This is a genomic window from Pontibacter ramchanderi (genome assembly GCF_002846395.1).
GTDB classification, from domain to species: Bacteria; Bacteroidota; Bacteroidia; order Cytophagales; family Hymenobacteraceae; genus Pontibacter; species Pontibacter ramchanderi.
In genome coordinates this window covers 93,390-107,335 of the sequence record NZ_PJMU01000002.1, presented here as the reverse complement: position 1 = coordinate 107,335, position 13,946 = coordinate 93,390, and the positions used below count along the sequence as shown (strand labels likewise).

Annotated in this window: 13 protein-coding genes; 3 read left to right on the top strand and 10 right to left on the bottom strand. The window is 51.4% G+C overall.

Going from position 1 to position 13,946, the window contains the following annotated elements:
• Nucleotides 1–19: 19 nt before the first annotated feature.
• Nucleotides 20–535, bottom strand: coding sequence for a hypothetical protein (locus BD749_RS07180; RefSeq protein ID WP_101443737.1), 516 nt, complete (start codon nt 533–535; stop codon nt 20–22).
• 136 nt (nt 536–671) lie between these two features.
• Here BD749_RS07180 and BD749_RS07175 point away from each other — a divergent pair, with 136 nt between their 5' ends.
• A complete protein-coding gene (locus tag BD749_RS07175) occupies nt 672–1,196 on the top strand; it encodes a hypothetical protein (protein WP_101443736.1) in 525 nt (174 codons plus the stop codon).
• Between the two features lie 115 nt (nt 1,197–1,311).
• Here the strand turns inward: BD749_RS07175 and BD749_RS07170 are convergent, their stop codons facing one another.
• Both BD749_RS07170 and BD749_RS07165 read right to left on the bottom strand, forming a co-directional pair.
• On the bottom strand, nt 1,312–2,682 hold the full coding sequence (locus BD749_RS07170; protein ID WP_101443735.1) for a dihydrolipoamide acetyltransferase family protein: 1,371 nt from the start codon (nt 2,680–2,682) through the stop codon (nt 1,312–1,314).
• Nucleotides 2,683–2,799: 117 nt separating this feature from the next.
• Entirely contained in the window at nt 2,800–4,059 is a 1,260-nt protein-coding gene (locus BD749_RS07165; protein ID WP_101443734.1) for a competence/damage-inducible protein A, read from the bottom strand.
• A 203-nt stretch (nt 4,060–4,262) separates the two neighbouring features.
• Between BD749_RS07165 and BD749_RS07160 the strand changes: the two genes are divergently transcribed.
• Both BD749_RS07160 and BD749_RS07155 read left to right on the top strand, forming a co-directional pair.
• Nucleotides 4,263–4,991 carry a DUF4197 domain-containing protein gene (locus tag BD749_RS07160; protein ID WP_101443733.1) on the top strand — a complete coding sequence of 243 codons (729 nt, stop codon included), beginning with the start codon at nt 4,263–4,265 and terminating at the stop codon, nt 4,989–4,991.
• Nucleotides 4,992–5,140: 149 nt separating this feature from the next.
• Entirely contained in the window at nt 5,141–6,421 is a 1,281-nt protein-coding gene (locus BD749_RS07155) for an erythromycin esterase family protein (RefSeq protein ID WP_101443732.1), read from the top strand.
• 14 nt (nt 6,422–6,435) lie between these two features.
• On the opposite strand, the gene BD749_RS07150 is transcribed toward BD749_RS07155, so the two are convergent.
• From BD749_RS07150 to BD749_RS07120, 7 genes are all read right to left on the bottom strand, one after another.
• A complete protein-coding gene (locus BD749_RS07150; protein ID WP_101443731.1) occupies nt 6,436–7,398 on the bottom strand; it encodes a calcium/sodium antiporter in 963 nt (320 codons plus the stop codon).
• Between the two features lie 83 nt (nt 7,399–7,481).
• A complete protein-coding gene (locus BD749_RS07145; RefSeq protein WP_101443730.1) occupies nt 7,482–8,189 on the bottom strand; it encodes a YebC/PmpR family DNA-binding transcriptional regulator in 708 nt (235 codons plus the stop codon).
• 215 nt (nt 8,190–8,404) lie between these two features.
• On the bottom strand, nt 8,405–9,043 hold the full coding sequence (locus BD749_RS07140) for an ABC transporter ATP-binding protein (protein WP_101443729.1): 639 nt from the start codon (nt 9,041–9,043) through the stop codon (nt 8,405–8,407).
• Nucleotides 9,033–9,824: an acyl-ACP--UDP-N-acetylglucosamine O-acyltransferase gene (gene lpxA / locus BD749_RS07135; protein WP_101443728.1), complete on the bottom strand. Its 792-nt coding sequence runs from the start codon at nt 9,822–9,824 to the stop codon at nt 9,033–9,035. The genes BD749_RS07140 and lpxA overlap by 11 nt, the downstream gene beginning before the upstream one ends.
• Complete coding sequence (locus tag BD749_RS07130; RefSeq protein WP_101443727.1) at nt 9,821–11,215, bottom strand: bifunctional UDP-3-O-[3-hydroxymyristoyl] N-acetylglucosamine deacetylase/3-hydroxyacyl-ACP dehydratase; 1,395 nt, start codon at nt 11,213–11,215, stop codon at nt 9,821–9,823. Before BD749_RS07130 ends, lpxA begins: the two co-directional genes overlap by 4 nt.
• Before the next feature lie 160 nt (nt 11,216–11,375).
• Nucleotides 11,376–12,398, bottom strand: a complete 1,023-nt coding sequence (gene lpxD, locus BD749_RS07125) for a UDP-3-O-(3-hydroxymyristoyl)glucosamine N-acyltransferase (protein ID WP_101443726.1) — start codon at nt 12,396–12,398, stop codon at nt 11,376–11,378.
• A gap of 140 nt (nt 12,399–12,538) precedes the next feature.
• A complete protein-coding gene (locus BD749_RS07120) occupies nt 12,539–13,771 on the bottom strand; it encodes an HD domain-containing protein (protein ID WP_101443725.1) in 1,233 nt (410 codons plus the stop codon).
• Nucleotides 13,772–13,946: the final 175 nt, after the last annotated feature.

The following is a 13,946-nucleotide window of genomic DNA, read 5'->3' as shown; positions in this document are numbered from 1 at the left end:
TCAAATACCGTGCAGAAAGCTACAAACCAGAGCTATCCACTACTCTCCAGGTAATATTGCCGTTGTTCACTTCGTAGCGCAAGATCATGTAACCGCCGATATGGCCGTCTTCATAATAGGCCATGGCATAGCGGTCGTTCAGGATGCGGCTGTCGCGGATGGTCATCGTGCCACCTACTACGCCCTCTTTAGGTATAAGCTGGCCTTGCTTGCGGCTCAGGTCGTTCATCAGGTCCACTTCGGGGTTGCGCAGGCCTTTTTTTCGCAGTTTCTGTATGTCGCTCTCGCTAAGGCTGCCCATTTCGTCCACAAACTCCACACCACCTGGAGGAGCTACACTCATCGTGTCCGGCGGCAGCATCATGTCCTCTAGTGAATCCGTTTCGGCTTCTTCCTGCTCCAGTTGCTGACCCGTTTCAGCCAGTTTGTTGTCGGCGATGCGCAAGCGGCTTTCCGCATCATTCTTTTTCCAGTAGAAATAAACGGCTGCGAAAAGAAAAACGGCGGCTACTATCCAGGCGATGGCAACTCTCATAGTTTTGGTGATGAAGGTGAACTTAGCTTTTGATTTCTATAAAGAATAAAGACGGTAGAAATACTTAAGAATATTTTTTTTTATATAAATATCTATATTATTGTGTACAGCACTGCAAACTTATTTAATCATAGTTATGAAAAAAATAGTTGTCTCAATTCTGGTAATCATTTGTATAGGTATTTACGGCTGTGATGCTCAAAGCCAAACGAATTCTAGATTGCCAGATTTAATAGATCCATCAGCAGTGGCTATTAAAATTAACATGGAGACAAGCTCCATATTTAAATTGAATGATACCCCTACAGCTCTAACCTCAGTTTTAGGAAAACCTAAAAGTATTGACAATGTACGTTCTGAGCAAGATAATAAGAGCTATTACTTGTATACCTACAAGCATGGAAGTTTTTATTTTGATGTTGACAAGTTAGTCAGTATTAATATAAACTCAGGCTCTGTTATCATGAGTTTTAACGGTCAAAATCATATTAGGGTAGGGGATAATATCAGTAGCCTCCAAGATATTTTCCCAAACTCCTATCATCTGAAAGAAGACGGCCAGCTATTTGTAAATTTCAAAACAAGCAGTGGGACAGCAACAGATGATGCAATACTTTTTGAGTATGACGCAAAGGGTGTAATCACGAATATCATCATCTAACTTTTAACAGCCTTACCTAACACCTACAAAAAAGCCTGCCCCAATTTCTGGAGGCAGGCTTTCTGTTTATGTCGGAAGTCCTTTGTCTTTCGTCAAAAAACTCCTTTGTCAAAACTTAAATCGACTGGTTTACATCCCAGTTCTCAAGGTAATCAGCCACACGGCGCACGAACATGCCACCCAGCGAGCCGTCCACTACGCGGTGGTCGTAGGAGTGCGACAGGAACATGAAGTGGCGGATACCAATTAGGTCACCCTCTGGCGTCTCGATAACGGCAGGCTTTTTCTTGATAGCGCCCACGGCCATAATCGCCACCTGAGGCTGCATGATGATTGGGGTGCCCATCACGTTGCCAAAAGAACCTACGTTCGATACGGTGTACGTACCGCCTGCGAGGTCGTCTGGCGTCAGTTTGTTGATACGGCCACGGTTGGCGAGGTCGTTTACTTTTTTGGTCAGGCCGTTCAGGTTGAGCTGGTCGGCGTTCTTGATGTTCGGCACAATCAGGTTTCCGCTTGGCAGGGCCACGGCCATACCGATGTTAATGTCTTTGTGACGGATGATGTTGCCCCCGTCCACGGACACGTTAATCATCGGGAAGTCTTTAATCGCCTTGGCAATCGCATCAATGAAGATTGGTGTGAACGTCAGGTTCTCGCCTTCGCGCTTCTTGTACACGTCTTTCCACTTGTTTCTCCAGTTCACGATGTTGGTCACGTCAGCCTCTACGAAAGAAGTTACGTGCGGCGATACGCGCTTGCTGTCCACCATGCGGTCGGCAATCATCTTGCGCATGCGGTCCATCTCGATGATTTCCACGTTTCCGCTATAAGAAGAAGCTGGTTTGGAAGCGGCAGGGGCAGCCTGCGTTTGTGGCTGTGCAGCTGGCGCTGGAGCGGCCTGAGGCGCTGCGGCAGGAGCTTGTGCCTGTGGTTGGGCCTGCGGAGCGGCAGCTTGCTGCGGCGCATTTTTGCGGCTCTCCACGTACGTCAGGATGTCTTTCTTCGACACGCGACCTTCTTTGCCTGTGCCTGGTACGTACTCCAGTTCCTGCATCGAAATACCTTCTTCGCGGGCAATGTTGAGCACGAGCGGCGAGTAGAAACGGCCAGACGCTGGCTGGTCGAGTTTGGTTACGGCACCGTCAGAAGAAGCGGCTGCAGGCTGCGCGGCGGCCTGTGGGGCTGGTGCTGCGGCGGCAGGAGCTTCTGTAGCGGCAGGGGCAGGAGCGGCAGTGTCTTCGCCGTTGGTAGAGATAATGGCAATCGGGGCGCCCACGGCTACCACGTCGCCTTCCTGTACCAGTATCTCCTTCAGCACACCACCCTGAATGGCAGGTACTTCCGTGTCCACTTTGTCTGTAGCTACTTCCAGCACCGATTCGTCCTGCTCAATGGTGTCACCCACGTTTTTGAGCCATTTCAGAACGGTACCTTCCATGATACTCTCGCCCATTTTGGGCATAACCATTTCTACAAGTGCCATATTTTATTTATTCGTTGTTCTAATAAGGGACAGTTTAATAGGTCGTTAAGACACAGAACAGCAACGCCATGCTATACCCAACAACCCGAATTTGCAAACAAAGTTAAGGATTTTAGCCTATTCATCAACCGCTATATTCAAACTTTGGCGCACGAGGTTGAGCACGGCCAAGGCAGTATACTCGATATTGAGCTGTCGGTTTTTGTTGTACTGCAAAAGTTTTGCCTTGGCCCCGTGCTGGTCGGCGTAGGCAATCCAGATGGTGCCAACGGGCTTATCGGGCGTGCCGCCGTCGGGGCCTGCGATGCCGCTGGTGGCCACCCCGATATCGGTCCCCAGCTTTTGCCGCACGTTCTGGGCCATTTCCAGCACGGTGGCTTCGCTCACGGCGCCATGCTGTTGCAGGGTTTCAGGCTTCACGCCCAGTAGCTGCATTTTCACCTTGTTGTCGTAAGCCACCACACCACCCATAAAGTAGGCCGAGCTGCCAGGCACGCTCGTGATGCGGTGCGCCAGGTAGCCGCCCGTGCAGCTTTCGGCAGCGGCGATGGTGAGGCCGCGTTCCTTTAAGAGCTGCCCCAGGGCTTCTTCCAGTACTACTTCGCCGTGGGCAAAAATATACTTCGGTATCAACTGGTCGAGCTTGCTTACTTCAGCCTCCAGTTCACGCTCCAGCTTAGCAGCATCTATACCTGTGCCCGTCAGGCGCAGCCGCACACCGCCGAGGTGGGGGAGGTAGGCCAGTTTCAAATGCTGCGGCAGGTTAGTCTCCCATTCGTCCAGCGTATCGGCGAGCATCGACTCGGGTATACCTACCGTCTGTATGACTTTGTGGATGATGTGCGGGGTTTTGAAGAACGCCTTGAGCTGCGGCAGCACAATGTCGGTCATCATGCGCTTCATCTCAAACGGCACCCCTGGCATCGACACGTATACCTTGCCCCCGTCCTCAAACCACATACCTGGCGCCGTACCCAGCACGTTGCGCACAGGCTTGCAGGAGGCTGGCAGAAAGGCCTGTTGCCTGTTCAGCTCGGTCAGGCCATAGCCACGATTTTTGAAAAGCTCCGTAATATCGGCCAGCGATTGCTCGTCGAGTTTGAGTTCGGTGTGGAAGTAATCGGCCAGCACATCTTTGGTGAGGTCGTCTTTGGTAGGGCCGAGCCCGCCTGTCAACAGGATAATGTCGGCGCGGGTCTTGGCATTGTCGAGCGCCTCCACAATATGGCTGGCCTCGTCCGACACGGAGGTGATTTGCTTCACCCGTATCCCTATCTTGGTTAGCTCCGTTCCCATCCAGGCCGAGTTGGTGTCCACTATCTGGCCGTAGAGTATTTCGTCGCCTATGGTTATTATTTCTGCGTATACCGCTTTCATAAAATTATTTTTGGTCTGATTTGTGCGTTGCCGATGAAGAAGATGTTTCCTGCTCAACTTTTGCGCTTGCAAACATGATAAGTAAACATGCTCTAAAACTCATTCAAGTTAAAGATGTTCGGGCGAACTGGCGCAAGGCAAATTTTATTTTCCGTAATTTACCCCGATGCGCAGGTATAGCCTGACCAAAAATTAAACAGCTTATGAAAAAATTACTGTACTCCTCACTCGTAGCCCTCACCCTAGGCGCCTCAGCCTGCACCGTGGCCGACATTCAGCGTACCGTTGACGGCGTGGTGGCCGGCACAGGCGGGGCCGTAACCCGCGAAGAAGTTGCCTCTGGCCTCAAGCAGGCCCTCGAAGTTGGTATCAACAAAGGCTCCAGCCAGGCATCGCAAACCGACGGCTATTACAAAAACTCACTTATCCGCATCCCTTTCCCGCCTGATGTTCAGCGTGTGGAGAACACCCTGCGCCAGGTTGGCCTGGGCAAGGAGGTGGACCGTTTTGTGATGACCCTGAACCGTGGTGCTGAAGATGCTGCCAAGAGTGCCGCGCCTATTTTTGTGAGCGCCATCAAACAAATGACGATTCAGGATGCCTGGGGTATTTTGAAAGGCGACAAAGACGCAGCCACCCAATATCTGAAGCGCACCACGTCCACGCAACTGCAGGCGGCCTTCATGCCTGTCATACGCCAGTCGCTGGAGAAGACAAATGCCACCCGCTACTACACCGACCTGGTAACCCGCTACAACCAGATCCCGATGGTGCAGAAAGTAAACCCGAACCTGGACGAATACGCGACACAAAAAGCCATGGACGGCCTCTTTCAGCTCATTGCACAAGAGGAGGCCAACATACGCGAGAACCCGATCGCCCGTACCACGGAGCTGCTGCGCAGGGTTTTTGCCAACCAGAACCAGTCGTAGGCTATACCTGCTTTACGGCTCCGGGAAGCCCGCCGCACCTGATGGTACGGCGGGCTTTCTTTTTTGCAAAACATTAAATCCGGATTGGAAGTAAAATACACAAAATTTTAAGAGTGAGTTAGATACACTTTTACCGCCTCTTGCTACCTATGGAAAACAAACGCATAAAATTCAGCCCGATCAAGAAAGAGAAGGACCTGGATGTGTTGATCGATGAAATCGGCGATGCCCGGGTTGTGATGCTGGGCGAGGCCTCGCACGGAACATCGGAGTACTATACCTGGCGCACAGCCATTTCGAAGCGCTTGGTAGAGGACAAGGGCTTTTGCTTTATAGCCGTGGAGGGCGACTGGCCGGAATGCTACGCTGTGAACCGCTTTATAAAGGGGTATCAAAACTCGGGTCGCAAAATTGCCGAGGTGCTGGAGGTATACCGCCGATGGCCAACCTGGATGTGGGCCAACTGGGAGGTAGCCGCGCTCATTGAATGGATGCGGGATTTCAACCACCTGAGGCAGGTACACGATAAGGTCGGCTTTTATGGGCTGGACGTGTACAGCTTGTGGGAGTCGCTGGAGCAGGTGCTCAAGTTTATGGAGCAGCGCGACGGCAAGGCGGCAGAGGCAGCACGCGCGGCAGTACGTTGCTTCGAACCCTATCACCGCGATCCGCAACACTACGCACAAGCGACCGCCTTTGTGCCCACCGATTGCCAGGACGAAGTAGTGCAGATGCTGGAGCAGGTTTCGCGCCGCCCCGTATACCCCGACGATCCCGAGCACGACTTCAGCACGACCCAGAATGCACTGGTGGCAGTGAATGCCGAGAAATATTACAGGGCCATGATCAGGGGAGGGGCAGGCTCATGGAACGTGCGCGACACCCACATGATGGAAACCCTGGACCGTCTGCTGGAACTACATGGCCCCAATGCCAAAGCGATTGTCTGGGAACACAACACGCACATCGGCGATGCAAAGTATACCGACATGGCTGACGATGGGATGTATAACATCGGGCAGCTGGCCCGGGAGAGATACGGTCGTGAGCAGGTAAAGCTGGTAGGGTTTGGCAGTTACCAGGGCAACGTGATTGCGAGCAGTTCCTGGGGAGCGCCTATGCAGAAGATGGATATGCCGCCCGCCCGGCAGGGCAGCTGGGAGCACATGTTGCACGAATTGAGCACCGATGATAAGATCATCCTGTCCAAGGACCTAGAAGCTATACCTGAACTGCAACAGCACGTTCCACATCGCGCCATTGGAGTGGTGTACGACCCCAAAACGGAGCATCTCGGCAACTACGTACCCACCATCATACCGGATCGTTACGACGCGTTTCTGTACTTCGAAGAAACTGAAGCGGTGCACCCACTGCACATGAAAGTTCGGGGTGGCAGGGAGCCGGAGCTGTATCCTTGGAATTATTAAATTATCAAACCTCCTTATCCTCTCTGCACCAGAAACACGATGTAGGCCACATAGATTGCCAGAAACAGAATACCGTTCCAGCGGTCAATTGTATTCTTCTTGCCGATAGGTATAACGATGATCAACAGGGTGCTGGCAAAGATCATCATGATGATGTCGGAGTTGCTCACCACATTAAAAGGCAGTGGATTGATAAGGGCGCTTATACCTAGTATCCAAAGCAGGTTGAAGATGTTTGAGCCCACGACATTGCCGATCGCAATGTCGATGTTTTTGCGGTAAGCGGCCATTGCCGAAGTAACAAGCTCTGGCAGCGAGGTACCAATCGCCACAATTGTGAGGCCGATGAATGACTCGCTCAAGCCGAATGACTGCGCAATGCTCACAGCTCCGTCTACTACCCACTTACCGCCCAGGAATAGGCCTACGCCCCCCAGCACAATGTAAAGCGCCGATTTGGGTATGGTCATCATAGGAGTGTCTTCTTCTTCAATCGCCTCATCTTTGTTTGTTTTGGCGATATTCCAGATATAGGCCATAAAAAGCACAAAGAAGAACAGCAGAATAGCCCCATCGATACGGCTTATGTACAGCGACGTTTTATCACCAAACAAGACCGCATTGGCCAGGAAACCTACCAGCAGCGTGGCAATAAGCGAAAAAGGAATTTCAGTCAGGATGGTGTTGCGCTTGATAGGAAGCGGACAGATGATTGCTGCTATACCTATGATCAAAAGCAGGTTTGCCACGTTGCTACCAAACACATTGCCTATTGCCAACTCCGACTGCCCCTGCACACTCGACATAATGTTGATGATCAATTCAGGTAGGGAAGTGCCAAACGAAACGATCGTCAGGCCGACCACCATATCGGAAATGTTGAAGCGCTTGGCAATAGACGAAGCGCCTGACACGAGCATATCGGCGCCTTTTATCAGAAGTACGAAACCTAGTATAAACAGTATGTATAACAGCATAGGTAGTAGGGTTTCACAAAAAAGAAAGGCCGTCTAAACATCGCCAGACAGCCTTCCACTATACTTTAAAGCGAAGCGAGGGGTTATGCCATGTTGTGGTAAACCGCCTGCACGTCGTCATCCTCTTCAATCTTCTCGATGAGGTTTTCGATCTCCTCGGCCTGCTCGTCTGTCAATTCTGTGCGGGTATTCGGTACGCGCTGCAACTCGGCACTGATCACGTTCAAGCCTTTCTCTTCCAGTGCTTTCTGCATAGCACCGAAATCGGTGAAGGCCGTCTCCACAATGATCTCACCTTCGTGCTCGTAAATGTCCTCGGCTCCGGCGTCGATCAGTTCCAGCTCCAGTTCTTCAATGTCTAAGCCTTCAGCAGCGATTTTAAAAATACCTTTGCGGGTGAAAATGAAATCCAGAGAGCCGGTTTTGCCTACCGCACCACCTGCACGCGAGAAATAAACGCGCATGTTGGCAATCGTGCGGTTCAGGTTGTCAGTAGCGGTTTCTACCAGAATGGCAATGCCGTGCGGACCGTAGCCCTCGTATACTACTTCTTCGTAATCTTTCTCTTCTTTGGAGGAGGCACGCTTAATGGCCGCTTCCACGCGGTCCTTCGGCATGTTCACGCCTTTGGCGTTCTGGATAGCCGTGCGCAGTCGGGAGTTGGTTTCCGGGTTTGGGCCGGCTTCCTTCACCGCCATCACGATCTCTTTGCCGAGGCGGGTAAAGGCCTTCGACATCTTGTCCCAACGCTTAAACTTACGGGCTTTTCTAAATTCAAATGCTCTTCCCATGGTATCTGGTTAAGTATTATATCTTACAAATTTAGGCACCTTAACTGTAAATTGGTAACTTTTTCGTTATTCGTTATGCCTTTATCGTTGCTTGTGATTTCCTGTTGGATATCCGGGATGGATAACCGAAACACTTTCAGAAAAGACCACCCTAAGATGGGGCAGTTATTCGAAAATAGACTACAATTTAAAGCAACTCGATCAACAATTAACGATCAACGAGCTTGCCTGGCCTGCGCGTGATAATCCGTGATGTAGAGGTGCTGGTCGCAGAAACTGTATTCGTGCACAATGTTAGACCCTACTATAATCAAGCGGCCTGCCTTGTTGGCAGCAACGTGCTCCTGGTACCAGCTCACGCCCTCCTGGTCGAGATTGGTGGTAGGCTCATCAAGCACCAGCAGCTTGGTGTCGGAGTAAATGGCCAGGCCAAGTTTCAGACGCTGTTTCATACCTGACGAGAAGTCCTTCACATACTTGTTGCGTGACTTCTGCAGCCCCATCCGCTCTACCAGCTGTTCGTGCGAAAGGTTATTGCGCAGCGGTTTGAAGCGGGTATGGAAGTCGATCATCTCCAGCAGCGTAAATTCCTCTACCAGTTCAAGATAAGGTGCCGTGAGCGAGAGTTCGCGATAGGCTTTGTCCGGCGCAACAGGTTTACCGCTTAGCAGATACGTGATCTCGCCCTCGGAGTGCAGGTTATGACCGGCTATAACAGTAAGAAGAGTGGATTTACCGGACCCATTATGCCCCAGTATGGCATAAGAGGTGCCTGACTCTAAGGTATAGGTCAGGTTCCGGAAAATCCACTCGTAATTGTAGCGTTTACCTAAATTGCTTAGGTTAATTTGCATCTTTAGAGAAATAGCTCTTGATGATACCACGTCCGGAGTTGCGCACAAAATTGATGATCTCGTCACGCTCACGGCTTGGCGCCATCTCCAGTTCAATCTTGTCCAGTGCCTCGGTGGTGTTGTTGCCGCTCATGAACAGGATGCGGTAGATCTGCTGCACCTCGTTGATTTGCTCACTGTTGAAGCCTCTGCGGCGCAGGCCGATGGAGTTGATGCCGGCATAAGTAAGCGGCTCGCGTGCTGCCTTCACGAAAGGAGGCACATCTTTACGCACCAGGGAGCCACCCGATATCATGGCGTGGGCACCGATCTTTACAAACTGGTGCACGGCGCTAGACCCTCCAATGATGGCGTAGTCGCCCATCTCCACGTGGCCGGCCATCTGCACAGCGTTTACCACGATGCAGTTGTTTCCCACAATACAGTCGTGTGCAATATGTGCGTAAGACATGATCAGGCAATTGCTGCCCACTACGGTCTTCATCTTGTCGATGGTGCCGCGGCTGATGGTCACACATTCTCTGATCACGGTATTGTCACCAATAATGGCGGTTGTCTCTTCACCGGCGAACTTCAGGTCCTGCGGCACAGAAGAAATAACGGCACCGGGGTATATCTTGCAGTTCTTGCCAATGCGTGCGCCTTCCATGATGGTCACGTTCGGACCGATCCAGGTGCCTTCTCCTATCTCTACATTCTTGTAAATAGTGGAAAAAGGCTCTACGACCACATTTTGGGCAATTTTAGCCTCTGGGTGGATGTATGCTAATGGCTGATTCATGCGTCTTTCTTTACTATACTTGCCGACATCTCTGCCTCCATTACCAGTTGGCCACCCACAAAGGCCTGACCACTCATCTTGGCAATACCCCGTTTCACAGGGGCAAGCAATTCACATTTAAATATTATGGTATCACCAGGTATAACTTTGCGCTTAAAGCGGCAACGGTCTATACCCAGGAAATAAGTCCAGTAGTCTTCCGGATTCTCCACCGTGTTCAGCACCAGGATACCACCCGTCTGGGCCATTGCCTCGATCTGGATCACGCCGGGCAGCACTGGGTTGCCAGGGAAGTGCCCTTGGAAGAAAGGCTCGTTCATGGTCACGTTCTTAACGCCCGTTACAGTGGTTTCGTCCAGATGGATGATTTTGTCTATCAGCAGGAAGGGGTAACGGTGCGGCAAAGTGGCCGCGATCTGGTTGATATCCATCACCGCCGGCTTTTTCGGATCGTAAGTAGGTACAGTCTTGATGGAAGCCTCCTGTATCAATTTCTTTACACGGCGCGCGAAAGCGATGTTGGCGGCATGTCCGGGTCTTGCGGCCAGGATCTGTCCTTTGATCGGGCGGCCGATAAGGGCCAGGTCGCCCATCAGGTCGAGCAGCTTGTGGCGGGCCATCTCGTTTTTGAAGCGGAGCTCTGTGTTGTTCAGAATGCCCTCTTCCTCCACGCTCACCTTTTTCTTGCCCAGCAAATCGGCCAGGTACGACAGTTCTCCGTCCTCTACCACGCGGTCCACGATCACGATGGCATTGTCCAGGTCGCCGCCTTTGATCAGGTTTTGCTTATAAAGCGCTTCCAGCTCGTGCAGGAAGCAGAAGGTGCGGCAAGGGGCGATCTCATCCTCGAACTGGTTCATGTCGGTGATAGAGGCATGCTGGCTGCCCAATACGGGCGAATTGTAGTCCACCATTACCGTCAGGCGGTAGTCGTCGAGGGGTAGAGCGGCAATTTCAACACCACGCTTTTCATCTTTGTAGCTCACGCCTTCCGTTATCTCGAAGTAGTTGCGCAGGGCGTTCTGCTCCTGTACGCCAACCGAGATGAGCGCTTTCACAAACTCAATGGATGAGCCGTCCATGATCGGAGGTTCCGGTCCGTCGAGCTCAATCAGCACATTGTCGATCTGCAGGCCTACCAGTGCAGCCAGCGTGTGCTCCACGGTATTTACACGGGCACCGTTCTGCTCGATGGTTGTGCCACGCGAAAGGTCCACCACATTGTCCACGTCCACGTTCACGATGGGCTGGCCCTCGAGGTCGATGCGCTGAAACTTGTAGCCATGGTTTGCAGGAGCAGGCTTAAACGTCATGTTCGACACAACGCCCGTATGCAATCCAATGCCCGATACAGTAACCGGACCCTTGATAGTGTGCTGTTTATAATTCATTTAATGTTTCGTTGTTAACTTGTAGCGATACCTTCGCAACTGTAGGGCACAGAGTATGAGCAGACTTACAGCGTAGAGCGTATTGCGAGTGCAAACTTAAGATTTTATATACTGCCTGCCAATTTTAATTATTGGCAGAGCACAGCAAGTACCTGAAATCTTAATTCTTCTCTTTCAATTCGTCTAAAACACGCTGTAATTCCGGCAGCTTGCGGAACACGGTAATGGCTTTGAGGTTTTGTTTGTAGTCGAAGGCAGGGGAACCCTGAATGACGGTGCCTGACTCTTTCACGGACTTGGAAACGCCTGACTGCGCTCCGATGGTGGTTTTGTCGGCAATGCTGATATGGCCTACGATGCCTACCTGCCCGGCAATAACGCAGTTGCTGCCTATTTTGGTGGAACCGGAAATGCCTGTCTGCGAGGCGATAACGGTGTGCTGGCCAACTTCCACGTTATGGGCAACCTGCACAAGGTTATCGATCTTAGTGCCTTTGCGGATAATGGTAGAGCCCATGGTGGCGCAATCGATAGTGGTGTTGGCGCCGATGTTCACGTCGTCTTCCAGTACTACATTGCCGATCTGGGGTACGTTTTTGTAAGTTCCGTCAGGTTGAGGGGCGAAGCCGAAGCCGTCGCTGCCCAGCACCACGCCGGCGTGCAGGGTACAGTTAGCGCCCACTACGGTATTGGCGTATAACTTGGCGCCTGCAAAAATGGTGGTGTTGTCGCCTATGGTGCAATTATCGCCGATGTACGCCTGTGGATAGATGCGTACATTCTGGCCGATCTTGCAGTTGTTGCCAATGTAAGAAAAGGCGCCGCGGTAGTGGCCTTCGCCAATTTCGCTGCCAACGCCCATAAAGCAAGGCTCTTCTACGCCCACTTTAGAGGCGAGCACAGCCTGTTGGTAATAGGCCAGCAAGGTTGAAAAACTGGAATATGGATCGGCTACACGGATAAGGGAGGCGGAAACGGGCTTTTTGAGCTCCAGTTTGTCCGACACGATCACCGCACTTGCTCCGGTAGTATAAAGATAGGGTTCATATTTTAGGTTAGACAAAAACGCGAGAGCTCCTTGTTGGGCCTCCTCAATTTTGGCTAATGTGCTGACCTTTACTGTATTGTCTCCTTCAACTTCTCCCTTCAAAAGGTCCGCAATCTGTTGAATAGTGAATTCCATCTTGTAAAATTAGAGCAAAAAATAAAATGTGCTACCCATTGGGGGCGCAAACTTACTAAAAACTTTACGCTGCACCGCCATATTCTGCAGCAGATTACGGAGAGCACAAGCAAATCCTGTGCAAGTCCAATTACTTCGTTTTACAGGGCGGCCACTTCTTTCGGGTAACAGACAAAGTATTTCTCCACTTTATTGCTTAACGCCTGTATATTAGGTAGGTCCGAGGCATCCGCCGCATTCACCACATAGCCGGTTTTGGTTAGCACATCAATCGACTGTCCTTCGGCCTGGTAGGCGTTGTTGCTGATGCGGCCCGAGATCATCAGGTATTTCACGTCCTCTGGGTGCACCTGAAAGCGCTCCTGCACCAACTCGCTTATACCCAACATCATCTCCTCATCAATCGGCTTGCTGGAGATGTAAACCTTAAACAAGCGGCGGCTGAGAATGCTTTTGGAAAGGTAGGAAATAACAGGGTCGGGGTGATTGGCCCATTCCTTGATGCCGCTCCATACGTCGTGGTCGTCGAGCGAAACGAAGCGGGCCAGTATACTGCTGTCGTTCAGGAAATCTTCCATGGTGAGGTTGGACGACAGGAAAAACTTGAGGCAGGAGCTGGCCGGAACGTCTACACCTTGCTGCAGAAGTTCGCGGGCGCGCTGCACGGTGCGCAACACCATGTGCTCGGCACTGATCACGGTTTTGTGCAGGTATACCTGCCAGTACATCAGACGGCGGCTCACCAAAAAGTTCTCAATGCTGTAAATGGCCTTTTCCTCCACCACCAGTTTGTCGTTGGCCACGTCGAGCATCTTGATCAGACGGTCGGCACCGATCTTTCCTTCGTATACACCAGTATAGAAGCTATCGCGGTTCAGGTAGTCGAGGCGATCCACGTCGAGCTGGCTTGATACGAGTTGGTGAAAAAAGCGGCGCTCGTAGGTATCAGTAAAGATTTTGATGGCCAGGCTCAATCTGCCACCGAACTCTTCGTTAAGCAAGTGCATGATGTGCAGTGAGAGGTGCTCGTGGTGCACTTCCTGAAAAATGGCCGTCTCCAGGGCATGCGAAAAAGGCCCGTGGCCCACGTCGTGCAAAAGAATGGCGATAAGAGAGGCCTCAAACTCGGCGTCGGATATCTCGTTGTTTTTGCCGCGCAGTGTGTTCAGAGCCAGGTTCATCAGGTGCATCGCCCCCAAAGCATGGTGAAAACGGGTATGCAAAGCGCCCGGGTATACCATTTCGGTCAGGCCAAGCTGCTTGATCCGGCGCAGGCGCTGAAAGTAAGGGTGGTCGATGATGTCGAACAGTAATTCAGACGGCACCGTGATGAAACCGTATACAGGGTCGTTTAATATTTTTTTCTTATTCACAAAAACCGAGGTTTTTAATTGTTAAATTGCTAATCGTTAATTGGTTGCTCCTACGGGGCCAGTCAGCTTTAAGCATCAACCGCAATCTGTGCGCTTATGTTTGCGTTCAGGTAACCGGAAACTTTCAGGGGCAGGTATAGTAAACAATTTATACCTGTTTTGATTTAGCTGTGGT